General features: G+C 69.6%; 20 protein-coding genes. 12 read left to right on the forward strand and 8 right to left on the reverse strand.

Annotated features, from left to right (window positions below; translation table 11 throughout):
• Window positions 1-85: 85 nt before the first annotated feature.
• The 7 genes from J5226_RS11615 to J5226_RS11650 all read right to left on the reverse strand — a co-directional run bounded on the left by J5226_RS11615 (window position 86) and on the right by J5226_RS11650 (window position 7,492).
• Entirely contained in the window at window positions 86-853 is a 768-nt protein-coding gene (locus J5226_RS11615) for a hypothetical protein (RefSeq protein WP_215840035.1), read from the reverse strand.
• A gap of 8 nt (window positions 854-861) precedes the next feature.
• Window positions 862-1,386: a phage tail protein gene (locus tag J5226_RS11620; RefSeq protein WP_074872293.1), complete on the reverse strand. Its 525-nt coding sequence runs from the start codon at window positions 1,384-1,386 to the stop codon at window positions 862-864.
• 31 nt (window positions 1,387-1,417) lie between these two features.
• Window positions 1,418-3,304, reverse strand: coding sequence for a phage tail sheath subtilisin-like domain-containing protein (locus J5226_RS11625; RefSeq protein ID WP_255323060.1), 1,887 nt, complete (start codon window positions 3,302-3,304; stop codon window positions 1,418-1,420).
• A 91-nt stretch (window positions 3,305-3,395) separates the two neighbouring features.
• Window positions 3,396-3,674 (reverse strand): hypothetical protein, encoded by a 279-nt coding sequence (locus J5226_RS11635; RefSeq protein WP_215840036.1) that lies wholly within the window; start codon window positions 3,672-3,674, stop codon window positions 3,396-3,398.
• A 379-nt stretch (window positions 3,675-4,053) separates the two neighbouring features.
• Window positions 4,054-5,097 (reverse strand): sigma-54 dependent transcriptional regulator, encoded by a 1,044-nt coding sequence (locus tag J5226_RS11640; RefSeq protein ID WP_255323109.1) that lies wholly within the window; start codon window positions 5,095-5,097, stop codon window positions 4,054-4,056.
• 428 nt (window positions 5,098-5,525) lie between these two features.
• The gene (locus J5226_RS11645) at window positions 5,526-6,284 is read right to left on the reverse strand and encodes a DUF3472 domain-containing protein (protein WP_215840038.1); all 759 of its coding nucleotides are present in this window, start codon (window positions 6,282-6,284) and stop codon (window positions 5,526-5,528) included.
• Between the two features lie 257 nt (window positions 6,285-6,541).
• Window positions 6,542-7,492 (reverse strand): AraC family transcriptional regulator, encoded by a 951-nt coding sequence (locus J5226_RS11650; protein ID WP_215840039.1) that lies wholly within the window; start codon window positions 7,490-7,492, stop codon window positions 6,542-6,544.
• 108 nt (window positions 7,493-7,600) lie between these two features.
• Here J5226_RS11650 and J5226_RS11655 point away from each other — a divergent pair, with 108 nt between their 5' ends.
• The 10 genes from J5226_RS11655 to J5226_RS11700 all read left to right on the forward strand — a co-directional run bounded on the left by J5226_RS11655 (window position 7,601) and on the right by J5226_RS11700 (window position 17,815).
• On the forward strand, window positions 7,601-7,945 hold the full coding sequence (locus J5226_RS11655; RefSeq protein ID WP_215840040.1) for a carboxymuconolactone decarboxylase family protein: 345 nt from the start codon (window positions 7,601-7,603) through the stop codon (window positions 7,943-7,945).
• A 26-nt stretch (window positions 7,946-7,971) separates the two neighbouring features.
• Window positions 7,972-8,973 carry a C4-dicarboxylate ABC transporter gene (locus J5226_RS11660; protein WP_215840041.1) on the forward strand — a complete coding sequence of 334 codons (1,002 nt, stop codon included), beginning with the start codon at window positions 7,972-7,974 and terminating at the stop codon, window positions 8,971-8,973.
• Between the two features lie 122 nt (window positions 8,974-9,095).
• Window positions 9,096-10,199 carry a TlpA disulfide reductase family protein gene (locus J5226_RS11665; protein ID WP_215840042.1) on the forward strand — a complete coding sequence of 368 codons (1,104 nt, stop codon included), beginning with the start codon at window positions 9,096-9,098 and terminating at the stop codon, window positions 10,197-10,199.
• A 287-nt stretch (window positions 10,200-10,486) separates the two neighbouring features.
• Complete coding sequence (gene rfbB / locus J5226_RS11670) at window positions 10,487-11,539, forward strand: dTDP-glucose 4,6-dehydratase (RefSeq protein ID WP_215840043.1); 1,053 nt, start codon at window positions 10,487-10,489, stop codon at window positions 11,537-11,539.
• A gap of 24 nt (window positions 11,540-11,563) precedes the next feature.
• Complete coding sequence (gene rfbA / locus J5226_RS11675; RefSeq protein WP_215840044.1) at window positions 11,564-12,448, forward strand: glucose-1-phosphate thymidylyltransferase RfbA; 885 nt, start codon at window positions 11,564-11,566, stop codon at window positions 12,446-12,448.
• 34 nt (window positions 12,449-12,482) lie between these two features.
• Entirely contained in the window at window positions 12,483-13,040 is a 558-nt protein-coding gene (gene rfbC, locus J5226_RS11680) for a dTDP-4-dehydrorhamnose 3,5-epimerase (protein WP_215840045.1), read from the forward strand.
• Window positions 13,041-13,042: 2 nt separating this feature from the next.
• Window positions 13,043-13,951 carry a dTDP-4-dehydrorhamnose reductase gene (rfbD, locus tag J5226_RS11685; protein ID WP_215840399.1) on the forward strand — a complete coding sequence of 303 codons (909 nt, stop codon included), beginning with the start codon at window positions 13,043-13,045 and terminating at the stop codon, window positions 13,949-13,951.
• 36 nt (window positions 13,952-13,987) lie between these two features.
• Entirely contained in the window at window positions 13,988-14,518 is a 531-nt protein-coding gene (locus J5226_RS11690) for a hypothetical protein (protein ID WP_215840046.1), read from the forward strand.
• A gap of 176 nt (window positions 14,519-14,694) precedes the next feature.
• The gene (locus J5226_RS11695; RefSeq protein WP_215840047.1) at window positions 14,695-15,603 is read left to right on the forward strand and encodes a hypothetical protein; all 909 of its coding nucleotides are present in this window, start codon (window positions 14,695-14,697) and stop codon (window positions 15,601-15,603) included.
• Window positions 15,604-15,733: 130 nt separating this feature from the next.
• Window positions 15,734-17,815 carry a S9 family peptidase gene (locus J5226_RS11700; RefSeq protein WP_345778202.1) on the forward strand — a complete coding sequence of 694 codons (2,082 nt, stop codon included), beginning with the start codon at window positions 15,734-15,736 and terminating at the stop codon, window positions 17,813-17,815.
• A gap of 190 nt (window positions 17,816-18,005) precedes the next feature.
• Here J5226_RS11700 and J5226_RS11705 read toward each other — a convergent pair whose 3' ends face one another.
• Entirely contained in the window at window positions 18,006-19,775 is a 1,770-nt protein-coding gene (locus J5226_RS11705) for an oligopeptide:H+ symporter (RefSeq protein ID WP_255323061.1), read from the reverse strand.
• A gap of 409 nt (window positions 19,776-20,184) precedes the next feature.
• Between J5226_RS11705 and J5226_RS11710 the strand changes: the two genes are divergently transcribed.
• Window positions 20,185-22,155: an oligopeptide transporter, OPT family gene (locus J5226_RS11710; protein ID WP_215840048.1), complete on the forward strand. Its 1,971-nt coding sequence runs from the start codon at window positions 20,185-20,187 to the stop codon at window positions 22,153-22,155.
• Window positions 22,156-22,279: 124 nt separating this feature from the next.
• A complete protein-coding gene (locus J5226_RS11715; protein ID WP_215840049.1) occupies window positions 22,280-24,361 on the forward strand; it encodes a S9 family peptidase in 2,082 nt (693 codons plus the stop codon).
• The last annotated feature ends 94 nt before the right edge of the window (window positions 24,362-24,455 follow it).

The raw sequence follows: 24,455 nt of genomic DNA on the forward strand, positions 1-24,455 counted from the left end.
CGCGATTCGTACAGCGACGGCCGCCGCCGTTCCAGGACCGGCGCCTGGCCTTGCGCGCGGCGCACGATGTGGCGCAGGAAGCCGTTCATGCCTGCACCAGATCGAGATAGAAACGCCGCCGCACCGGCGACAGGTCGAGGATGTCGCGCTCGCTCCAGGCGTAATGCCGGGCCAGCGCGTGGACTTGCGAGAGCAAGTCCTGCACCCAGTCGTCGAGTTCTTCCCACAGGTAGGCGCCGATATCGAACGTCGCCGACCATTCGTGGGCGCAGGCCGGGCATTGCACCGCCAATTGCAGATCGGCGAGCGGATCGTCCTGCGCCATGCGTTCGCACAAACGCTCCACCAACGCCGGCGGCAGCGGCGCGCCTGGGTCGAGTTCGCGGCCGCGGCGGCGCGCGCCGAGCACGCAGCGCCGCAGCAACGCCTCGACGGCGGCGTCGAGCGCGGCGTCGCCGCCGCGCGCGGCCGGCAGATGGCGCAGGTCGTCGCTGTCGGGCAGGCGGTAGTCGACGCTGTAATCGCGATAGTCGAAGCGTCGCGGCGCCGGCGGTTGCGGCAACTCGCGCGGCATCTCGGCGCAGACATCGCCGACGCGCAGTTGCGATTCCAGCCGTTCGCCGCAGGCCGGGCACGCGGCGGTGGTCTGCAACTGGCCGCCGAACAGCGCTTCTTGCAGCGCGAACAAGCACGCATCGCGCTGGCCGAGGCTGGCGCGGCTCCACTGCGCCGGATCGGGCTGCGGCCACACCGCCTGCAGCAGCCCCAGCGCGCGTTCGTGCGCGCCGGCGCGGTGCAGGCGTTCCCAGGCCCCGATCAGGACGTGGTTCCAGTGGCGGGCGTCGGCGCTCATGCGCGCGCTCAGGCCGGCTCGGTGAAGCTCGGCTCGGCCGGCTCGACCACGTCGGGATCGCGCTCCCAGCCCTCGTTTTCGAGCTTGAGGTGCTGGATCGCCACCGCATTGGCGTTGGCGTCCAGGTCCGGCAGCGCCTGGAATTCCGACACCCAGCAGCGGTACACGCGATAGGCGATGGCCAACTGGCCGGCCTCGTTGTAGACCTCGATGATGAGGTCCTTGCGGAAGTCCTTCAGCGAGGTCTCCGAACCCAGCCCGGAACCGTAGTTCCAGACCTTGTTCGCCCACTGCTCGAACTCCTTGTCGTGGGTGACGCCGCGTTCGAGCGTGATCGCCTCGAACTCGCTGCGTCCCGGGCTCTTGCGGCTGCTGCTCGGGTCGCCGCCTTCGCGGTGCTTGACCACTTCGGTGGTGCGCTTGAGCGCGCTGACCTTGCTGATGCCGGCCACGTACTTGTTGTCCCATTTGACCCGGAACTTGAAGTTCTTGTACGGATCGAAGCGCTGCGCGTTTACGGTGAACTGGGCCATCTCGGTGCTCCCTTTATCGAAGTGGAAGGGCTCAGACGTCGATCTGGCCGGCGATCTGCTGCAGGCGCAGGACCACGAATTCGGCCGGTTTCAGCGGCGCGAACCCGACCACGACGTTGACCACGCCGAGGTTGATGTCGTTTTGGGTGGTGGTGTCCTTGTCGCAGCGCACGAAGTAGGCGTCGCGCGGCGAGCTGCCCTGGAACGCGCCCTGACGGAACAGGTTGTGCATGAACGCGCCGACGTTGAGGCGGATCTGCGCCCACAACGGCTCGTCGTTGGGCTCGAACACCACCCACTTGAGTCCGCGGAACAGGCTTTCCTCGATGAACAGCGCGGTGCGGCGCACCGGGATGTACTTGTATTCGTCGGCGAGCTGATCGGCGCCGCGCAGCGTGCGCGAGCCCCACACCACGCGGCCGCTGACCGGCATGGCGCGCAGGCAGTTGATGCCGAGCTGGTTGAGTTCGCCGTTCTCCGCGTCGGTCAGCGGCACCGACAGCTGCGGCACGCCGACCAAGCCCGCGTCGAGCCCGGCCGGCGCCTTCCACACGCCGCGGTTGGTGTCGGTGCGGGCGAAGATGCCGGCGACCGCGCCGCCCGGAGCGAAGTTCTCCGGCGCGTTGTTGCGCAGCAGGTTGGGCTGGCGCAGGCGCGGGAAGAACAGCGCGGCGTTGCGGCTCTTGGGATCGGCGAATTCGTCGAACTTGGCCTTGGCGGTGTCCTTGTCCTTCCAGCCGCTGGGCGGATCGATCAGATGGAAGGCGCGGCGGCGCTCGCAATACGCGGTGGCGGCGGCGAGCACGATCGCTTCGGCATCGTAGGACGCGCCGTCGTCGGTCTTGTACGGCGGAATGCACAGCAGGTTGAACAGGTCGGCCTGCTCCAGCGCGTACAAGCCGAGCTTGAGCGACAGGCCGTTGTCGGGCAGGAAGCTCTGCGCGTTGAGATCGCCGCCGTCGTTGGCCGCGGCGTCGGCGGCCGCGGCGGCGGTGGCGACCGCGGCGACCTTGGCGTCGCGCGCGGTGCGCAGCGGATCGAGCTCGGATTCCGGCGCGCCGGCCTTGATCTTTTGATCGAGCGCGTCCTGCGCGGCGGCGGCGGCGCGCTCGGCGACGGTGACCGCGTCGGCGGCAGCCGAGATCGAGTTGGGCAGCGTGCCCTTGACCCGCACCAGCGAGGAATCCGCGGCGAGGATGCGGTCGATCCGGCGCGCGCTCTCGACCACGGTGAGGTTGAGATACGTTTCGCTGCCTCCGCCGGGCGCGGCGTCGCGCACGGTCAGGTTGAACAAGTCGTTCTTGTTAACGCCCAGCGCCAGAGCGATGTCGGGGTTGGGCGACGCGGTGGTTTCGCCGCGCAGCTTGCCGCCCCATTTGCCTTCCGAAGCCGCTTCCAGCTTCAGATCGCCCAGGGTCAGCGGCGCGCGCGTCGGCGGCAGCGCCGCGGCGGCGGCCGCGGCCACGCTCTGCACGGTCGCGCCCTGCAGCTTGGAGGCGTCGTCGGCGGCCTTGGCGACCGCGGCGGCCGCGCTCTTGGCCGGCTCGTCGGTGTAGGTCGCCGCCTTGGCCTTGGCCGCCGCGGCGGCGGCCGCCGCGTCGTTGCCGTCGGTGGCTGCGACGACGGCGGCCGCGGCGGCGCCGTCTGCGCCGGTCGCGAACAGGCGCACGATGATCGCCTGACTGCCGCCGTTGAGGAAGAAATCGCGCACCGCGTAGCCGAGCTGGCTGTGCAGCCACAAGCCGCCGAAGCGGCGCTCGAAATCGCCGAAGCTGTTGATGACGATCGCCTGGTTGACCGGCCCGCGCAGGGCGCGGCCGACGAAGGCGGTGATCGAGGTGGCGACGCCGGTGATGGTGCGCACGCCGCTGGGGATTTCCTCGACGTACACGCCCGGGTAGGTGAGCGCAGCTGGCATAGCCTTTCTCCTTGCTGGATGCGGTTGGGCGATCGCGGGACGATCGGTTGCGGTGCGTGGTGGGTGGCGGTGCGGTCGTTGCGGGAGCGGGTTACGTGGCCGGCAGCCGGGTCGGCGGATCGCGGCGCGCCGCGGCCAGCGCGTACAGCGCGGTGCCGTCGGGCAGCCGGCGCAGTTGCAGCACGCCGGCGGCGACCAGGCGCGAGAGCACGCCTTCGATGCGTTCGCGCGCGGTGATGTAGCGCTGCCGCGGCAGCCACCAGGCGGCGATGCCGTCGAGCGTGTCGGCGGCGCCGGGGTGGCGATCGAGATAGGCGAGCACCGCGCTTTCGACTTCGCGGTCGTCGCCGACGCTTGCGGGGTTCGTCATGGCCAGAGTCCTTCTGCGCTCCCACGGAATCCGTTCCCTCGCTGTCGCAATCGCCGTGCCAACCGTTTGCGGCAGCGTCGCCGTCGTCGGATCAATCACTTGCGTCGGCGCGCGCGGCGCGGGCCGGGTCGTCGCGCACCCGGTGCGCGCGGCGGGTGGGTGCGCGAGGTCGCGCAGTGGGTGCGCGCGGCGCGGGCGCGCGCCGGCGTATGCGCGTATACGCGCGTGAGCGTGCGTGCTTGCGGGAGCGGTTTCGGCGTCTGAGTGTGCGTTTGGCTACGCGTTCGTCAGGCTGTGCCGATCGATGCGAGACGCGTCGATGCGGGACGCGGATGCGCTGCGGCCGAAGGCGTTGCGTAGGCGCGCTGAATCGCGGCGATCAGCCGCCGTCGGGGCAATGCCGTTCGATGCCGTAGCGCTTGAGCAGCTTGCCCAGATGCCGCCGCTCGGTGCCCGCCAGTGCGGCGGCGCGGCTGACGTTGCCGCCGGCGCGGCGCATCAGCTCGGTGAGATAGTCGTACTCGAACAGTTCGATCGCGCGGCGCTTGGCCGCGGCGAAGCCGCGTTCGTCGCGCTCCGGCTCGGCGTGCGCCGCGGGCGCGGGATCGCGTGGCGGTTGCGCGGCCGCCGTGTCCCAGATCGCCGGCGCGGCTTGCGCCAGTTGCGCCGCGTCCAGTGTGCGCTCGTCGCAATGCATGCACAGGCGCAGGATCAGGTTTTCCAGTTCGCGCACGTTGCCCGGCCAGTCGTGGCGTTCGAGCGCGCGCAGCGCGTCTTCGCTCCAGTCGCGCGGCGCGTCGCCGAGGCGCCGCGTGGCGTCGTCGAGCAGGTGCCGGGCGAGCAAGCGCAAATCGCCGCCGCGTTCGCGCAGCGGCGGCAGCACCAGGTACAACGGGTTGAGCCGGTAATACAGGTCGCGGCGAAAACGCCCGGCTTCCACCGTGGCGGCGAGCGAGGCGTTGGTGGCGGCGATGATGCGCACGTCGGCGGTGCGCAGCGGGCGTTCGCCGACCGCGCGGAACTCGCCGTTCTGCAGCAGCCGCAGCAGCGCGGTCTGCGCGCGCGGCGACAGCGAATCGATTTCGTCCAGGAACAGGCTGCCGCCGCGGGCGTATTCGACCAGCCCGGGCTCGCTGCTGCGCGCGTCGGTGAACGCGCCGCGGCGGTGGCCGAACAGTTCCGATTCCAGTAGCGCGTCGGGCAGGGCGCCGCAGTTCAGCGGCACGAACGGGCCGAGGCCGCGAGCGCTGGCGTAGTGGATCTCGCGCGCGGCCAGTTCCTTGCCGGTGCCGGTTTCGCCCTCGATCAGCACCGGCGCGTTGCAGCCGGCGTAGCGCCGCAGCAGGTCGCGCACGCGGCGCACGGGCTCGGATTCCCCTACGATCGAGGCGGTCGTCGAGGCGCTCCGGTCGCGCGCCGGCAACGCATTCCTTGCGGTGAATTCGCTCATGAGCTGACGGGCTTCTCCAAGATGCCATCGAAGACCGCGCGCTATCCACGGTCCTGCCGGCCGCGTCGAGTCGGTCCATGACATCAGCCCCTGCTTAGTCCCTAACGCAGTGAACGGGGCGGGGGCGGCCACCGCCCGCTCACTGGCCCGCGCCATTGCGGACGCGAGTTGCGGCGCAGCATACGCCGCGCCGTCGCTGGCGACGGATAACGCCGTCACGTCCTCGCGTCGCGCGCGGGACAACGCGATGGAAGGCGCGCAGCGGTCACGCGGCGGTCATGAGACCTGCACGCGGTTTCGTCGCGAAAGCGCGAGTCCGCCGCGCGGCGGACTCGCTGAACGCAGTGCCGCGCGGAGCGAACGCGGTCGCCCACGTTCGCTCACCGCGATCCTGCCGACGCTCACTCCGCCGGCGAGGGATAGCCGCCGAGATCGCTGACGATGTTGATGCATTTGCCGTTGGCGTCGCAGGCCGCGTGGGCGATGTTGCGGTCGTTGCAATTGCCGTAGGTGCGCGTGGTCTGGCTGCTGGCCGGCAGGTTGCCGTTGGCGACGGGCAGGTAGAACACCGAGGACTGCGCGCCGATCACGCTGCACGAGGCGAGCTGCGAGTTGCCCTGGCTGTATTCCTCGACGAAGCTGACCGTGGTGTTCTTGAATCCGCTCCAACCGGTCGGAATCAAGATGGTCGCGACCGCGACGCTGTCGCCGCTCATCAGATCGGTCACCGTGCCGGTGACGCGGTTGGAGACGCGCACGACATCGACCTTGTACTTGTGCCCGGCCTTCCAATCCCACTTGAGCTGGCACTGCACGCCGCTGCCTTCGTGCGAGAAATTGCTGCAGTTCGCGCGGCTGGCCGGATCCCAACCGTTGGCCAGCCAGATCGAGAAGTTCAGCCAATGCTGGCCGCTGCGGTTCTGCAGGCCGATATAACCGCCGTCGCCGCCGACGAACCAGAACTGGTTGGCCCAGTAGTAGTTCGAGCGCGCGCCGCCGTCGTGATCGATCTGATCGTAGAAGGTCATGCGGTCGTAGCCGGCGGTGGCGGCGGGCCAGCGCGCGTCGGTGCTGACGATGCCGCCGACGACCACCGCCCGCGCGGCCGGCGCGGCGAGCGCGCAGGCGGCGAGCAGGGCGAACGGGATGAGTTTGTGCATGGCGAATCTCCTGCGCATGGGCGCGAAAGGGCGGGCGTGATGGCCCCGCCGGCCGTGCGAGGCCAGGCGAACCTAGCAGCGGCGCGCGCGGCGCGAAGCGCGGGATATCGTTGTCATCGCGCGCCGCCGCGGCATCCCGTCACGCTATGGACGTTCGACCGGCGTCCGCCGCGCGCGGGCGCCGCTTGCTTGCGGTGCGAGCGGCGCAGGTGGTTGCGCATTGTCCTGGCGGCGTCGAATCCGCCACGGTGAAGCCGTCATCGTTGCAAGACAACGTTATCCGCTGCATTCGCTTCGTCGCGACGGCGCCGCCGGTACTGTCCCGGCAGTTCGCCGACGCGCTGCCTGAACGCCTTGGCGAAGGCGGCTTCGGATTGATAGCCCACCTGCGCGGCGATGTCGGCGACGGTGCGGCGGCCGCCGCGCAGCAGGTCGCTGGCGATGGCCATGCGCGCGCGGCTGGTGAACTCGAACACGGTCATGCCGGCGGTCTCGCGGAAGCGCCGCGCGTATTGCGCGCGCGACATCGCCGCGAGCCGGCCCAGCGTTTCGATGCTCCAGTCGCGGCCGGGATCCTTGAGCACGGCCTGCGCGGACGCGCCGAGGCGCGCGTCGGCCAGCAGCGCGAGCAGGCCGGCTTCGCCGTCGCGGCGTTCGCCGTGGGCGCGCAGCGCCAGCGCGAGCAGGGTCTGGCTGAGCGCGGCGACGATCGCCAGCGCACCGGGGCGGCGCGCGGCGGCTTCCTGTCGCATCAGCGCGACCACCGCGCCCAGCGAGCCCGACGCATCGTCGCCGGCCAGCGACACGTGCAGCGGATCGGGTAGGGAGGCGAACAGCAATTCGCTGGCGCCGCGCACGTGCTCGAAGTGGCCGCACAGCAGGTCGGCGTCGACCGGCCCCTTGCCGGCGCGGCGCAACGGCAGCAGGCCGTCGTGGCGCATGCGCATCGGCGTCGGCGGCCCGGCCGCGCCGTCGTCGCCGATGACGTGCGCGCCGCCGCGCGGGAACAGCAGGAAATCGCCGGCCTGGGCGATCGACTCGCCGGCCTCGGTGCGGATGCGGCAGCGGCCGGCCAGCAGCAGATGGAACGGCGCGATGCCCGGCGCCGCCGGCGCATGGCCGATCTCGAACGCGCCCGACAACTGGCAGCGCAGGTCCAGCCCGGCGCGCGGGCGGGCCATGTCGATCGCCCGGGTCAGAGCATCCATGAGACGAATTCGCTAAAAATCGGGACGTTTCACTCTACAGGGTATCGGCGCGGGCGGCGCATGCTGATTCCACCACCCGCTCATAGCCGATTGGCTGAGGAGAACGTCATGCTCGACTGGACCGCTTACCGCACCGAACTGCTGGCCCGCATCGGCGAACTGGGCAGCCTGTCGCCCGACACGCTGCGCGGTTATCAAACCCTGTCGGGCGCGGCGAAGAAGAACGGCCGGCTCGATCTGAAGACGGTCGAGCTGATCGCCCTGGCGGTGGCGGTGACCGCGCGCTGCGACGGCTGCATCACCGTGCACGTCGACGCCGCGCTCAAGCAGGGCGCGAGCCGCGAGGAAATCGCCGACGCGCTCGGCGTCGCGGTCGCGCTCAACGCCGGCGCGGCGATGGTGTACTCGGCGCGCGCGCTGGACGCGGTCGCCGCGACCGCGGCGCAGGCCTGAGCCGGCGCGCGGAAGGGGAGAACGCGATGGCCGTCGCCGCTCAGACGGGGGACGCCGCCGGCCGCGGCGGCGTCCTCTCTTATTTGCCCGTGTCCTTGTTCGGTTCGGTCATGGGCTTGACCGGCCTGGCCGTCGGTTGGCGCATGGCGCACGCGCAGTACGGCGCGCCGGCCTGGATCGGCGACGCGGTCGGCGCGCTGGCGCTGGCCGCGTTCGCCGCGCTCGCGGTCGCTTATGCGATCAAGGCCGCGACCGGGTTCGCGCACGTGCGCGCCGAGTTCGCGCATCCGGTCGCCGGGCCTTTGTTCGGCACGCCGCTGATCGCGCTGTTGCTGTTGCCGTTGTTGCTGGCGCAGGCGCATTTGGCTCTGGCGCGTCTGCTGTGGAGCGTGGGCGCGGCCGGCATGCTCGCGTTCGCGTGGTGGACGGCGTTGCGCTGGATCAGCGTGCGGCAAACGCCGGCGCAGGCGACGCCGGCGTGGATCGTGCCGGTGGTGGGTTTGCTCGATCTGCCGCTCGCGCTGCCCGCCTTGGGCTGGAGCGGCGAGCTGCACGGGCTGGCGCTGTTCGCCACCGCGGTCGGGCTGTTCTTCGCGCTGCCGCTGTTCACCCTGGTGCTGTCGCGCCTGATGTTCGAGGAGCCGCTGCCCGCGGCGCTGCAACCGGCCTTGCTGATCCTGGTCGCGCCGTTCGCGGTCGGATTCGCGGCGTACACCGCCACCACCGGGCGGGTGGACGATTTCGCCGCCGCGCTGCTCCTGCCGGCGCCGTTCCTGTTGGCGGTGCTGCTGGGGCGCTTGCGTCATTTGCCGGCGTGCTGCCCGTTCCGGGTGTCGTGGTGGGCGGCGGGGTTTCCGTTGGCGGCCAGCGCCGACGCGGCGCTGAAGTACGCGCAGAGCGTCCGGCATCCGGCCGCCGATGCCTTGGCCTGGGGGCTGTTGGGGCTGGCGAGCGCGGCGGTCGCGGCATTGGCGGCGCGCACCGTGTGGGGCATCGCGCGCGGGCGGCTGCGGGCGCTTAGCGCCTGAGCCCGCGGCGACTGGTTCCCTCGATTTGGCCGCGACTGGCGTGGCGGCGCGGGCGGGCGCGGCGTTAGCGTGGCGGTCGCCGCGCCGATGCGGCGCCCCCTCACGTCCGCGAGCCGACCCGCATGTTCCGACACTTCCGCCACGCCTCGTTCCGCCGCCGGGCCGCGTCCGCCGCCGCGCGCGGTTTGCGCGCCGCCTTCTTTTGCGCCGTCGCCGCGGCGTCGTTCGCCGCCTTGCCGGCGCAGGCCGAAACCGGCGAAGACTTCGCCCGCCAGGCCGGCTCGCGCGTGCTCGGCCGCGCGCTGCCGCCGCTGACCCTGACCGACATCGACGGCGGCCGCCACGACCTGGGCGCGTTGCGCGGCCGCAAGGCCGTGTACCTGAAATTTTGGGCGACCTGGTGCTCGCCGTGCCGCGCGCAGATGCCGCACTTCCAGCGCGCGTTTCTCGGCCGCGGCGAGGATCTGGAAGTGATCGCGGTGAACATCGGCTTCGACGACAGCCTGGAGCAGATCCGCGCCTTTCAACGCGAGTACCGCATCGGCATGCCAGTGGTGCGCGACGACGGCCGCCTGGGCGAGTTGTTCGGCCTGCGGGTGACGCCGCAGCACGTGCTGATCGGCAAGGACGGCCGCGTGGCCTATGTCGGCCACGAAGCCGACGCGCGCCTGGACGCCGAACTGGCGCGGGTGCGCCGCGCGCCGGCGCCGGCGGAGGCGGGCGCGGCCGCGCCGCTGCTGGCCGCGGCGGCGCAGCCCGGCGCGGCGCCCCTGGCCGCCGGCGCCGCGGTGCCGGCCTTGGGTTTGCAATCGCTGGAAGCGCGGCCGTTGGCGCTGAGCGATCCGGCGCGCCGCCGCGCCAGCGTGCTGGTGTTCCTGTCGCCGTGGTGCGAGAGCTATTTCGCCCAGACCCGCCCGCAATCGGCGCGCGAATGCCGGCAGGCGCGTGAGTCGCTGGTCGCCCACGGCCGCGACCGGCGGGTGCGCTGGGTCGGGATCGCGTCGGGGCTGTGGGCCTCGCCGCAGGATTTGCGCGAGTACCGCGACCGTCACCGCATCCCCGCGCCGCTGGCGCTGGACCGCGACGGCGAGGCGTTCCGCCGCTTCGGCATCGACCGGGTGCCGGCGGTGTGGCTGGTGGACGCGCAGGGCCGTTTGCTGCGGCGGCTGGCGCCGGGAGAAGACGTCGCCGCCGCGGCGCTGGCGGCCGCGCCGCCGCACGGGTGAGCGAGCGTGCCGTGCGCGCGGCCGGCCGGCCCCGCGCACGGCGCGAGCGTTCGCGTCGGTGCGCACATTTGCGCTGGAACCGCGCGCTCGGACCCGGAGTGTCGGCCCCCACAAGCTGTAGCCGAGCCGTCCGCGCGCCGGCCGTCGGCGCCGGCGGCGGCGCGGGAGGCTTTACAATCAGGACTTTATCGGGCGGGCGGCGAGGGCCGGCCGCGACCGGGGCGCGCACGCCGCGCCCGGCCCGCGTCCGCGCCAGCGAACGTCCGCGCTTTCAAGGAGTGTCCTGAGTGTCCACTTGGCTCGTCACCGGCGGCGCCGGTTTCATCGGCGGCAATTTCGTCCTCGACGCGGTGCGTCGCGGGGTCAAGGTCGTCAATCTCGACCTGCTGACCTACGCCGGCAACCGCGACACCCTGGCCCCGCTGGACGGCCACGCCGGCCACGTCTTCGTCCAGGGCGACATCGGCGACGCCGCGCTGCTCAAGCGTCTGCTGGCCGAACACCGCCCCGACGCCATCGTCAATTTCGCCGCCGAAAGCCACGTCGACCGCTCCATCGACGGCCCGGCCGCGTTCGTGCACACCAACGTGGTCGGCACCCTGAGCCTGCTGGAGCAGGCGCGCGATTACTGGAAGTCGCTCGACGCCGCCGGCCGCGACGGGTTCCGCTTCCTGCACGTGTCCACCGACGAGGTCTACGGCTCGCTCGGCGACGAGGGCAAGTTCAGCGAGACCACGCCGTACGCGCCGAACTCGCCGTACTCCGCGTCCAAGGCCGCGTCCGATCATCTGGTGCGGGCGTTCCACCACACCTACGGCCTGCCGACGCTGACCACCAACTGCTCGAACAACTACGGCCCGTTCCAGTTCCCGGAAAAGCTCATCCCGCTGGTGATCGCCAAGGCGCTGGCCGGTGAGACCCTGCCGGTGTACGGCGACGGCATGAACGTACGCGACTGGTTGTACGTGGGCGACCACTGCGCGGCGATCGCGCGCGTGCTCGAGGCCGGGCGCGTGGGCGAGACCTACAACGTCGGCGGCGACGCCGAACGCCCGAACCTGACCGTGGTCGAGACCATCTGCGCGCTGCTCGACGCGCGCCGCCCGCTCGCCGACGGCCGCGCGCGCGCGTCGCTGATCGCCTTCGTCGCCGACCGTCCGGGCCACGACCGCCGCTACGCCATCGACGCGTCCAAGCTCAAGCGCGAACTGGGCTGGTCGCCGACGGTGACCTTCGAGCAAGGCATCGAGCGCACGGTCGATTGGTATCTGGACCATCAAGACTGGGTGCGGCGCGTGCTCGACGGCAGCTATCGCCTCGAGCGCATCGGTCAGGCCTGATCGTCCTCCAACCGGGAACACGCAATGAACCGCAAGGGCATCATCCTGGCCGGCGGCTCCGGCACGCGGCTGTATCCGATCACCCAGGCGATCAGCAAGCAGCTGTTGCCGGTGTACGACAAGCCGATGATCTATTACCCGCTCAGCGTGCTGATGCTGGCGGGGATCCGCGAAGTGCTGGTGATCAACACGCCGCACGAGCAGCCGCTGTTCCAGCATCTGCTCGGCGACGGTTCGCAGTGGGGCATGCGCATCGAGTACGCGGTGCAGCCGAGCCCCGACGGTCTGGCCCAGGCGTATCTGATCGGTCGCGATTTCGTCGCCGGCGAGCCCAGCTGTCTGGTGCTGGGCGACAACATCTTCCACGGCCCGGGCCTGACCGCGATCCTCAAGCGCGCCGACGCGCGGCGCGAGGGCGCGACCGTGTTCGGTTATTGGGTCAGCGACCCCGAGCGTTACGGCGTGGCCGAGTTCGACCGCGACGGGCGGGTGATCGGGCTGGAGGAAAAACCGCTCAAGCCGCGTTCGCGCTATGCGGTGACCGGCCTGTATTTCTACGACGGCCGCGCCAGCGAATTCGCCTCCACGCTCAAGCCATCCGCGCGCGGCGAGCTGGAGATCACCGATCTCAACCGCATGTACCTGGACGAGGGCTCGCTGCATCTGGAGCAACTCGGCCGCGGCTATGCGTGGCTCGATACCGGCACCCATCAGTCGCTGCTGGAAGCGTCGAACTTCATCGAAACCATCGAGACCCGCCAGGGGCTGCGCATCTGCTGTCCGGAGGAAATCGCCTACGGCAACGGGTGGATCGACGCCGCTCAGCTCACCGATCTGGCCCGCCCGCTGGCCAAGAACGGCTACGGCCAGTACTTGCTCAGCCTGATCGAACGCGGCCCGGTGCCGTAATCGCCGCCGCTTCCACGACGTACCCCACGCCTCCATGAAAATCATCGAAACCGATCTGCCGGGCTGCCTGGTGCTGGAACCGCAAGTGTTCGGCGACGCGCGCGGCTTCTTCTACGAATCCTTCAACCAGGACAAGCTCGAGGCCGCCGGCCTGTCTTTGCGCTTCGCCCAGGGCAACGTGTCCTCGTCCGCGCGCGGCGTGCTGCGCGGCCTGCATTACCAATGGCCGAAGCCGCAGGGCAAGCTGGTCAGCGTGCTGGAAGGCGAGGTGTGGGACGTGGCGGTCGACATCCGCCGCGGCTCGCCGCACTTCGGCCGCTGGACCGCGGTGCTGCTCAGCGGCGAGAACAAGCGCCATTTCCTGATTCCCGAAGGCTTCGCCCACGGGTTCGCCGTGCTCAGCGAGCGCGCGGTGTTCACCTATCTGTGCACGCAGACCTACGACGCCCAGGCCGATGCGGCGATCCGCTTCGACGATCCTGAGTTGGCGGTGGACTGGCCGATCAGCGAGCCGATGCTGTCGGCCAAGGATCAGGCCGCGCCTCTGCTGCGCGACGTGCCCGAAGAGCGTATGCCGGTGTACCGGCCGTGAGCCTGGGGCGGGTGTTGGTGATCGGCGGCGACGGGCAAGTCGGCACCGATCTGCGCCGGCGTCTGGCCGCCGACGCCGAAGTGCTGGCGACCACGCGCAGCGGCCGCCTGACTGACGGCGGCGTTTGCGAGGCGCTGGATCTGCGCGACGCGGACGCGATCGCGCCGTTGCTGCGGCGGCTGCGGCCGGACCATGTCGTCAACGCCGCGGCCTACACCGCGGTGGATCGCGCCGAATCCGAGCCGGAGGCGGCGCAGGCGATCAACGTGATCGCGCCGGAGCGGTTGGCCCAGGCCTGCGCCGAGGCCGGCATCGATTTGATCCATTTTTCCACCGACTACGTATTCGACGGCCGCGGCGAGCGGCCTTATCGAGAAAACGACGCGACCGCGCCGGTGAACGTTTACGGGCGCAGCAAGCTCGACGGCGAACGCGCGATCGCCGCCAGCGGCGCGCGGCATCTGATCCTGCGCACGGCGTGGGTGTACGCGGCGACGCACGGCCAGAATTTCCTGCGCACCATGCTGCGCGTCGGCGCGGAGCGCGAGGAACTGCGCGTGGTCGCCGACCAGCGCGGCTCGCCGACGCCGACGTGGCTGCTGGCCGACGCGGTGGCGCGGATTCTCGAACGCGGCATCGGCGCGGACGGCGGCGTGCGCCACCTCGCCGCCGCGGGCGAAACCACCTGGCACGGCTTCGCCGAAGCGATCTTCGCCGAAGCCGTCGCGCGCGGCTTGCTCGCGCGCGCGCCGCGGGTGACGGCGATCGGCACCGCCGAGTATCCGACGCCCGCGCAACGGCCCGCTTATTCCGTACTCGATACGCAGTTGTTGCGCAGCGAGTACGCGTTGGATGTTCCCGACTGGCGAGAGGGCTTGCGGCGCGCGTTCGAACGGGGCGATTCTGCGTAAACCGCTCGTGTCGACGGGCGGCGGCATGGAGGTCGGATGAGCCCGGATTTCGCGAAAATTTCCGCCGCGGCGATCATCGCCGCGACGACGGCGTTGCTGGCCTGCCAAGCGCAGACCCAGCCGAAACCGAACGCGCCGCCTGCGCGTTCCAAGCAGTACACGAATGTCGGAGCCTTGCTGACGTGGCCTTTGCAAGGGAAGCCGGGTTTCGATCGCGTGGGCGCCGAGTTGCATCGTTTGTTCGCGATGGAGCCGATGCGTCAACAACAATTCAGCGGCGACGGACCGGTGCGGCTGGAGGACGGGGTGTTGAGTTTCGGCTATATCAGCGTCACGACCCAGCAATTCGATATCGGTGTGGAGCTCGATCCCTGCTACCCCGCAGAACGCGCCGTGAAGCTGACCGGCGCCGTCGAGGAACCCGGTTATTTCAGCCTTCACGGCATCGATATCGGAAAGGGCTACAAAGCCACGGGCAACGGAATGATGGTTCGTTTCGACACGTTCCCGCAGGCGCATTCCTGCGTTAAGACCATCCATATCCATCCGGTGAGGGCGCAGTCGTGAGCGCGGTCGCTGAGAATGGTGAAGATCGCGAATACTTACGGGGACATGCGCAGTTCGGACGTCTGCCCGAGCGCCTTCAATCTTGGGTTCTGGCCTCTCCGCATGCGGTATCCGGATTCGCCGGGTTCCTTCGCGGCGGCGGCCGATTCGATACCAGCCTGCAAGTCGGTTTGCCGATGTACCTCCCCGGGGAGCCGCCCCGCATCGCGCTCGATCGCGACGAATGGAACAACATCCAGCAATACGGCCCCACCGAATACGGCCTGCTGCGCATGTTCGGCACCCTGGCCCACGAGATCGGCCACGATCGCTTCAACACCGGCGTCACTCCGTTCACGGGCGGGTCGAAGGACGATTATGTCGCGTACCGTTCGCGCCTGGAGGCCGAGGCGATCTTCAACGCCTTCCCGATCTTCCGCGATCTGCGCGACGAGCTCGCGTTCAAAAGCGCGATGCCGTTCAACTCCATCGGCTACCTGCAAGGCATCGAGCTGGCGCAGTTGTATCGGCAATGGAACAACGGTGAGTTGAACCGCGAGCAGGTGGTCGAGCGGATCGCCGCGCGCGTGGCCGACACGCCGTACTCGCTGCCCAAACCGCCGCCGGACGAGAACCTCGACGGGCGCCGCACCCATCGCGACGCGTATCTGCACGACTATCGGCGCTACATCGACAAAGCGCCGCAACACGATGCGCCGACCGCGCCGACGACGCTCACCGCGCCATCGGACCCGACCGACCACGCGATGTTCGAGCGCATCCGCGACGCGGCCCGGGCGGCTGGGCACTGGCCCGAGACGCAGTGCGCGAACATCGCCGCTGCCGGCCTGCTGGCGTTCAAGAACGATCCCGCCTGCCAGCGTCTGGACCAAATCTCCTTCGGCGCCCAGGACGCGAACGGCGCGCGTCAGATGTTCCTGATCTACGCCCCGTACGCCGACCGCGAGCCGATGTTCCACGCGCGCCTGGACGCCGAAGCCGCGAGCCGGCAACCGGCGGCGGCCGCGTTGGCGCAACTGCCGCCGCCGGCGCAAGCGCCGGAAGTTCAGGAACCCGCACCGCGGCCCTTTCTGCGAGCCGGCTGAAGCCCGGTTCCGCGACCGCCATCGCATTGCGTAAGATCGCCCGACGGGCGTGGAGGCCCGCGCGCGCGGGCGCGAGTCCCGCCGCGATCACGGAACGACTTTCAGCAGGGGGAAGGACATGGAGCTTGGAGTGAAATCGGCCCGCCGCGCAGCGGCGGCCGGGGTCGCGCGCGTCGGCGCGCGGGCAAGCAAGGTCGGCGCGCCGGCGCGCTCGCCGGTGTGGGCGGCGGTCGCGGTCGCCTGGGCGATGGCGGCGGCGCCGGTCTTCGCGCAGCAAGCGCCGGCCGCCGGCACGTTCGATATCGAAGGCTTCGTCAAGCCCGACACCATCGGCGACATCAAGCTCTCGCCGACCGGCGAGTTCTACGCCGCCACGGTGCCGCTCGAGGACGAGACCGCGCTGGTGATCTTCAGCCGCGACGGACTCAAGCGCACCGGCACCTTCCGCATGGGCAAGCACAACCATGTCGACGACTTCGATTGGGTCAGCCCGACCCGCGTGCTGATGGGCATGGCGCAGAAGCTCGGTTCGCGCGATCAGCCGATCCCGACCGGCGAGATCTACGCGATCAACGCCAACGGCACCGGCGCCGACGTGCTGGTCGGCTACCGCGTCGCCAGCCGCGGCGCCGGCACCCGCATCCAGCCGAAGAAGGTCGAGGACGTGGCCGCGTTCGTGGTCGACGACCTGCCGGCCGACGAGCGCTCGGTGGTGATCTCGGTGCAGCCGTTCACCGCCGACGCGTATTCGCGCGCGGAGCGGCTGGACGTGTTCACCGGCCAGCGCAACCTGATCGCGCTCTCGCCGGTGCGCAACACCCGCTTCGTCACCGACAACACCGGCGTGGTCCGCTTCGCCTTCGGCTACGGCGGCGACCGCGTGCGCAAGCTGTTCTACCGCGACAGCGCCGACGCGCCGTGGAAGCAGATCGCCGCCGACAACGACGAGGTCGAGGGTATGGACTTGCCGATCGGCTTCTCCGCCGACGACAAGACCGCCTATCTGCGCACCGAGCATCCGAAGGGGCCCGATTCCATCGCCGCCTACGACGTCGCCAGCGGCAAGCGCAGCCAGATCCTGCGCGATCCGGTCGCCGACCCGGACCGGATCATCTACCGCAACGGCAGCCGCATCCCGGTCGGCGTGTTCTTCGCCGACGGCAAGCCGCGCACGGTGTTCTTCGACAAGAACTCGCCCGAGGCGCGTCAGTACAAGAGCCTGGAAGCCGCGTTCCCCGGCGATGCGGTGCGCATCACCTCCAGCAGTGCCGACGGCAACCTGTCGCTGGTGGAGGTGTGGAACGACCGCAGCCCTGGCGATATTTTCCTGTTCGACAACAAGAACAAGAACGCGGCCCACGTGATCAGCCGGCGCACCTGGTTCGATCCGGCGAACATGGCGCCGGTCAAGCCGGTGGAGTTGCGCGCGCGCGACGGACTGGCCTTGCACGGTTATCTGACCGTGCCCAAGGGCAGCGACGGCAAGTCGCTGCCGATGGTGGTGATGCCGCACGGCGGGCCGTTCAACATCCAGGACCGCTGGCAGTTCGACGACGACGCGCAGTTGCTGGCCGCGGCCGGTTACGCGGTGCTGCAGGTGAATTTCCGCGGGTCCGGCGGCTACGGCGACGACTTCGTCGAGGCCGGCCGGCGCCAGTGGGGGCTGAAGATGCAGGACGACGTCACCGACGCCACGCGCTGGGCGGTGCAGCAGGGCATCGCCGACGCGGGGCGCATCTGCATCTACGGCGCCAGCTACGGCGGTTACGCCGCGTTGATGGGCGTCGCGCGCGAGCCTTCGCTGTACCAGTGCGCGGCCGGCTATGTCGGCGTGTACGACCTGCCGTTGATGCACACGCGCGGCGATACCCAGGACGTGCGTTCCGGCGCGACTTATCTGCGCGAGTGGATCGGCGCGCCGGAAACGGTGGCTTCGGTGTCGCCGACGCAGCTGGCGGCGCAGATCAAGGTGCCGGTGTTCCTGGCCGCGGGCGGCGAGGATCAGCGCGCGCCGCAGCTGCACAGCGAGCGGATGGAGAAGGCCTTGCGCGCGGCGGGCGTGCCGGTGGAGTCGCTGTACTACAAGACCGAGGGGCATGGGTTTTACGAGCCGGCGCATAAGCGCGAGTTTTATTCGCGGTTGCTGGCGTTTTTGTCGCGGTCGCTCGGTGGGAAGACGGCGGCGCCGGCGGCGGCGGTCGAGAAGAAGTGATGCCGCGCGGGGCGGGGTGGTTTCGGCGTAGTTGAATTGGCGCGGTCGCGGCTCACGCCGCTCCTACATGGGCTCCCTGTAGGAGCGGCGCGAGCCGCGACCGCGAACCCACCGATCGCGCCGAAACCGCGATCCCAAAAGAAAAAGGGCGCCTATCCGGCGCCCTTTTTCGTCTTCGCGCGCTCCGCGCTCACTGCACCCCGTGCATCCACCGCTTCAACCACGGCGACAGCAACAAGAACACCACGCCCGAGCCGATGCCGAGCCAGGTCAGCATCGAGAACAGCTCGCCGTACTTCACCGACGCGACCGCCATGTCGATGGCGCCGCCTTCGGGAATCTCCACCGAGGCGATCTTGGCGAACTGCGCCGCCAGCACTTCGGAGAACGCGGTCGACAGCCAGAACGCGCCCATCATCAATCCGACCACCCGCGCCACCGACAGCTGGGTGACCGCGGACATGCCGATCGGCGACAGGCACATCTCGCCGACTTCGAGCACGAAATAGGCCAGTACCAAGTACCACACGCTGGCCAGTTCGCCGCCGCCGGAGACCTTGGTCGCGGCGACCAGCGGCAGGAACGACAGGCCGGCCAGGATCAGGCCCAGCGACATCGTCACCGGCTTGCTCGGGTTGCGTCCGCGCCGCGCCAGCCACGGCCACAGCCACGAGAACAGCGGCGCCAGCACGACGATGAAGAACGCGCCCAGATAGGTCAGCGAACCGGCGGTCTGCGGCACCAGCACCACGTCGTGCGCGGTGGCGACGGCGAGACCCAGCACCAGCAGCGCGACCAGCGCCTTGGCCAGGCCGTCGCGGCCGCGGTCGCTGGCCATCAGCGCGGCGACCATCAGCGGCGGGCTGGCGGCCATCGAGAACAGCGACCACGGCAAGGTCGGCTTGTAGTTCGCGGCGTTCGCCAAGCCGAACATGTCCTTGGTCATCAGCCGGTCGTTGAAGGTCACCCACGAGCCGTAGGTTTGCTCGTACAGGGTGAAGAAGATCAGCACCGCCAGAATCAACACCACCAGCGCCAGCATCTGTTCGCGCTGCGGCTTGGTGCACTGGCGGGCGATGAAGCCGAAGAACCAGACCAGGAACACCGCCAGGGTGGCGAGCATGATCGCCAGCGCCGCGGTGAAGCTGAGGTCGCCGAGCTTGAGCGTGACCTTGGACGCGAACTGGATCGTGCCCCACAGCACCAGCACGCCGCCGGCGCTGCCGAGATAGATCCAGGCTTCGCGCGAAAGGCCGCGCACTTTCTCGCGCAGCTTGGACGCGTCCGGCGGCTCGGCGTGGCCGCCCAGATAGCGCTGGCCCCACAGGAACATCGCCAGCCCCGCGATCATGCCGATGCCGGCGGCGCCGAAGCCGTATTTCCAGCCGTAGGTCTCGCCGAGGAAGGCGCAGATCAGCGCCGAGAACAGCGCGCCGACGTTGATGCCGGCGTAGAACAAGGTGAAGCCCGAATCGCGGCGCGGATCGTCCTGGGCGTAGAGCTTGCCGACGATGGTGGAGATGTTCGGCTTGAGGAAGCCGACGCCGGCGATGATCAGCGCCAGCGACAGATAGAACGCCTGCATGGCGGTTTCGTCGCGCACCACTTTGCCGTTCACCATCTGCGCCGCGTGGCCTTCGTAGGCCATGCCCAGATGCCCGAGCACCAGCAGCGCGCCGCCGAGCACCACCGCCTTGCGCATGCCCAGGTATCGGTCGGCGAGCAGGCCGCCGATCACCGGCACCGCGTAGACCAAGCCGCCGTACGCGCCGATCAAGTCGTAGCCGGCGTCGTCGCCGAACAAGTGGTACTTCAGCAGATACAGCAGCAGCAACGCCTTCATGCCGTAGAAGGAGAAGCGCTCCCACATCTCGGTGAAGAAGCACACGTACAGGCCCTTGGGATGGCCGAGGAAGTCGTCGTCGCGCGGCGACGGCGTGGCGGGACTGGCTGCGGGCACTAGCGGATTCCGGTCGGCGTGGAGCGGGGGAGGGCGGAGTATAGGGCGCGGCGCGCGCGGCCGGCGTCGGCGGTTTTTTCGGCGGATGGGGCCTCGGCGCGAACCCCGGCGCCTCGTTCCGCCCGGGCGCGGCCGGCGCGAAGTCGGGCCGCGGCGCACGAAAACGGCACAGGCGCCACCCGCCTCGCCGGCGCTTTTCTCGCTCTAATCCGGGAAATCCCGCCCATTCATGCAATTCCGCGGGCTTTTGCCCAATCCCGCTTTTTGCCGCACTGCACTTTTACACGCGGGCGCGGCGGATGCGATCATCGGCGGATTGCGTCGCCGCCGCGCCTTCCCGATCGGGTCGGGCCGGCGCCGCGCCCGCATACGCCGCCGCACCGCCCGACCACCCGCGATGGAGACGCCGATGGCCTCACCCGCCAAGCAGCCCCAATTGACCTTCCGCGCCGTCCTGCTCTCCGTGTTCCTCGCGGTGATCCTGGCCGCCGCCAACGCTTACCTGGGCCTGTTCGCCGGCCTGACCATCGCCACCGCGATCCCGGCCGCGGTGATCTCCATGGCCGTGCTGCGCCTGCTCGGCGGCGGCACGATCCTGGAGAACAACATCGTCCAGACCGGCGCCTCGGCCGGCTCGTCCATCGCCGCGGGCGTGATCTTCACGATCCCGGCGCTGGTGATCCTGGGCTATTGGCAAGACTTCCGTTACTCGTGGGTGCTGGCCATCGCCGGCCTCGGCGGCCTGCTCGGCGTGCTGTTCTCGGTGCCGCTGCGCCGTTCGATGATCGTCGAAGACCCGCTGCCCTTCCCCGAAGGCAAGGCCGCGGCCGAAGTGCTCAAGGCCGGCGAGAACCCGGGCCCGGGCATGAAGATCCTCGGTCTGGCCGGCGGCATCGGCGCGCTGCTCAAGCTCGCCGCCGAAAGCGGCATGAAGCTGATCCCGGACAACGCGGTGATCTCCGGCTTCATGGGCAAGTACCTGGGCTACATGGGCACCAACCTGTCGCCGGCGCTGATCGGCGTGGGCTACATCGTCGGCCTCAACGTCGGCATCGTGGTGGTGTCGGGTTCGATCCTGTCGTGGCAGTTCGCGATTCCGATCTACCACACCTTCTTCCTCGACTCCGATCCGGTGCTGGCGGCGAAGATCGCCGGCGCGGGCGCGGCCGACATCGGCGGCGCGATCTGGTCGGCCAAGGTGCGCTACCTCGGCGTCGGCACCATGCTGATCGGCGGCGTGTGGACTTTGTTCTCGCTGCGCAAGTCGTTGCTGTCGGGCGTCAAGAGCGGTCTGGCCGCGGCGCGCAAGAGCGCGGCGGTCGGCGAAGTCGCCGACACCGATCGCGACCTGCCGATGAAGTGGATGCTGGTCGCCCTGGTCGGCTTCGTGCTGCCGCTGCTGCTGCTGTACCAGGCCATCGTCGGCAACTGGTTCGTCAGCGTGCCGATGACCATCATCATGATCGTCGCCGGCTTCCTGTTCGTGTCGGTGTCGGCGTATCTGGCCGGCCTGATCGGTTCGTCCAACAACCCGGTCTCGGGCATCACCATCTCCACCATCCTGTTCGCCTCGGCGGTGCTGGTGCTGATGCTGGGCCGCGACTCGCCCATCGGCGCGGTCGCGGCGATCATGATCGGTGCGGTGGTGTGCTGCGCGGCTGCGGTCGGCGGCGACAACCTGCAAGACCTCAAGGCCGGCTACATCGTCGGCGCGACGCCGTGGAAGCAGCAGCTGATGCTCGGCATCGGCGCGTTCTCCTGCGCGCTGATCATGGCGCCGGTGCTGAACCTGCTCGCCGCCGCCTACGGCATCGGCGCGCCGACGCCGGAGCATCCGAACTCGCTGGCCGCGCCGCAGGCGACGCTGATGGCCTCGGTGGCCAAGGGCCTGTTCGGCGGCGAACTGCCGTGGACGATGATCGGCATCGGCGCCGGCATCGGCGCGATCATCATCGCCTTCGACGAGTGGCTGAAGTCGCGCAACGCCAAGTTCCGCGTGCCGGTGCTGGCCGCGGCGATCGGCATCTACCTGCCGCTGGAGCTGATGGTGCCGATCTTCCTCGGCGGCCTGCTCTCGCACATCGTCGGCCGCCGCCGCGGCCTGACCGCGAACAGCACCGAAGAGGAACACGACCGCGTGCACCGTCCGGGCACCCTGTTCGCCGCCGGCCTGATCACCGGCGAGGCGCTGATGGGCATCGCCATCGCGTTCCCGATCGTGATCACCAGCAACCGCAACGTGCTGGCGCTGCCGGAGAAGTTCCACTTCGGCCCGCTGGTCGGTCTGGCGGTGTTGGCGGCGGTGGTCTGGCTGTTCTACCGCAGCAGCAAGAACGCCGCGATGTCGCCGGCCACGGCCGACGAGAACCCGCACCAGTAAGCGTCCCGCGACGGCCCGGCAGCGATGCCGGGCCGTCGCGTTTTCCGCACCGCCCACATCCGCCGGCCGCGCGCTGCGCCGCCGCTCTCCGCATCGTTCACCGCTCACCGTTCAGAGGTTCGCCATGACGCCACGCCACGCACTCCTGCCGTTGGCCCTGTCGCTGGCCTGCGCATCCGCGCCGGCTTTCTCGCTCACGCCGCCCGCGCCGCAAGGCCTGCAGATCCGCGATCTGGCGAGCATGGACCGCTATTCCTCGCCGACGCTCTCGGCCGACGGCCGCCAGCTGGTGTTCGCCAAGCGCACGGTCGATTTCGCCGCCAACAAGTCCGCCACCTCGCTGTGGATCGAAGACCTGTTCGCGCGCGATGCCGCGCCGCCCAAGCGCCTGACGCCGGACGGCTGGAGCGTCAACTCGCCGGCGTTTTCGCCCGACGGCAAGACCGTCTACTTCCTCAGCAGCAAGGGCGGCAGCTCGCAGCTGTACTCGCTGCCGCTGAGCGGCGGCGCGCCGAAGCAGCTGACCGCGTTCGACGGCGACGTCGGCGGCTTCCAGATTTCGCCCGACGGCAAGCGCGTGGCGTTCAACGCCGAAGCCTATGCCGAGTGCGCGGCCGATCTGGCCTGCAGCAAGAAGAAGCTCGACGCGGCCGAGAAGAGCAAGGCCTCGGGCAAGGTGTTCGACCGCATGTTCATCCGTCACTGGGACGCGTGGAACGACGGCCGCTTGAACCGTTTGTTCGTGACCGACCTGCCGGCCGCGGGCAAGACCGCTTCCACCGCGAAGCTCGTCAGCGGCGAAGTGATCGGCGACGTGCCCTCGCGTCCGTTCGGCGACAGCAGCGAATACACCTGGTCGCCCGACGGCCGGTCGCTGGTGTTCAGCGCGCGCAAGGCCGACGCCAAGGAACCGTGGTCGACCAACTTCGATCTGTATCTGGTGAGCGCCGACGGCGGCGCGGCCAAGAACCTGACCGCGGCCAACCCGGCCTGGGACACCGGCGCGACCTTCAGCGCCGACGGCAAGACCCTGTACTACCGCGCGATGAAGCGTCCGGGCTTCGAGGCCGACCGCTACGCGCTGATGGAACTGGATCTGGCCAGCGGCAAGGCGCGCGAGATCGCGCCGCAGTGGGACCGTTCGGCCTCGAACATCGTGCTGTCGGCCGACGGCAAGACCATCTACACCACCACCGAAGACCTCGGCCAGCAGCCGCTGTTCGGCGTCGACATCGCCAGCGGCAAGGCCACGCGCCTGATCGGCGACGGCACGGTGAACTCGCCGACGCTCGCCGGCAAGACCTTCGCCTTCACCCGCAACTCGCTCAAGAGCGGCGACCAGATCTTCGTCGGCGGCCTCGACGGCGCGCCGGAGCGCGCGATCACTCCGAGCGCATCGGAGATCCTGGGCAACACCCGGTTCGGCGATTTCGAGCAGTTCGAGTTCAAGGGCTGGAACGGCGACAGCGTCTACGGCTACGTGGTCAAGCCGTGGAACTATCAGGAAGGCAAGAAGTATCCGGTCGCGTTCCTGATCCACGGCGGCCCGCAGGGCAGCTTCGGCAACGGCTGGAGCTACCGCTGGAATCCGCAGACCTACGCCGGCCAGGGCTACGCGGTGGTGATGATCGATTTCCACGGCTCCACCGGCTACGGCCAGGCCTTCACCGACGCGATCAGCCAGCACTGGGGCGACCGCCCGCTGGAAGACCTGCAGATGGGCTGGGCCGCGGCGCAGAAGAAGTACGCCTTCCTCGACGGCGACAAGGCCTGCGCGCTGGGCGCGTCCTACGGCGGCTTCATGGTCAACTGGATCGCCGGCAACTGGAACCAGCCGTGGAAGTGTCTGGTCAGCCACGACGGCGTGTTCGACCAGCGCATGATGGGTTACGCCACCGAAGAGCTGTGGTTCACCGAGTGGGAGCAGGGCGGCACGCCGTTCGAGAAGCCGGCGAACTACGAGAAGTACAACCCGGTCAACCACGTCAAGGATTGGAAGGTGCCGATGCTGGTGATCCACGGCCAGCAGGACTTCCGCATCCCGGTGGAGCAGGGCATCGGCGTGTTCACCGCGCTGCAGCGCCAGGGGATCGAGTCCAAGTTCCTGTACTTCCCGGACGAGAACCACTGGGTGCTCAAGCCGCAGAACAGCGTGCTGTGGCACGACACGGTCAACGGCTGGTTGAAGCAGCACATCGGTCAGTAAGCGCTTAGCGCGGATCGAACGAAGGCCGCCTCCGGGCGGCCTTCGTGTTTTTGTTTGTATCCGATCGCGGCGTCGGTCCGTATCCGGCTGTAGG

This window comes from Lysobacter sp. K5869, assembly GCF_018847975.1.
Taxonomy (GTDB): domain Bacteria; phylum Pseudomonadota; class Gammaproteobacteria; order Xanthomonadales; family Xanthomonadaceae; genus Lysobacter.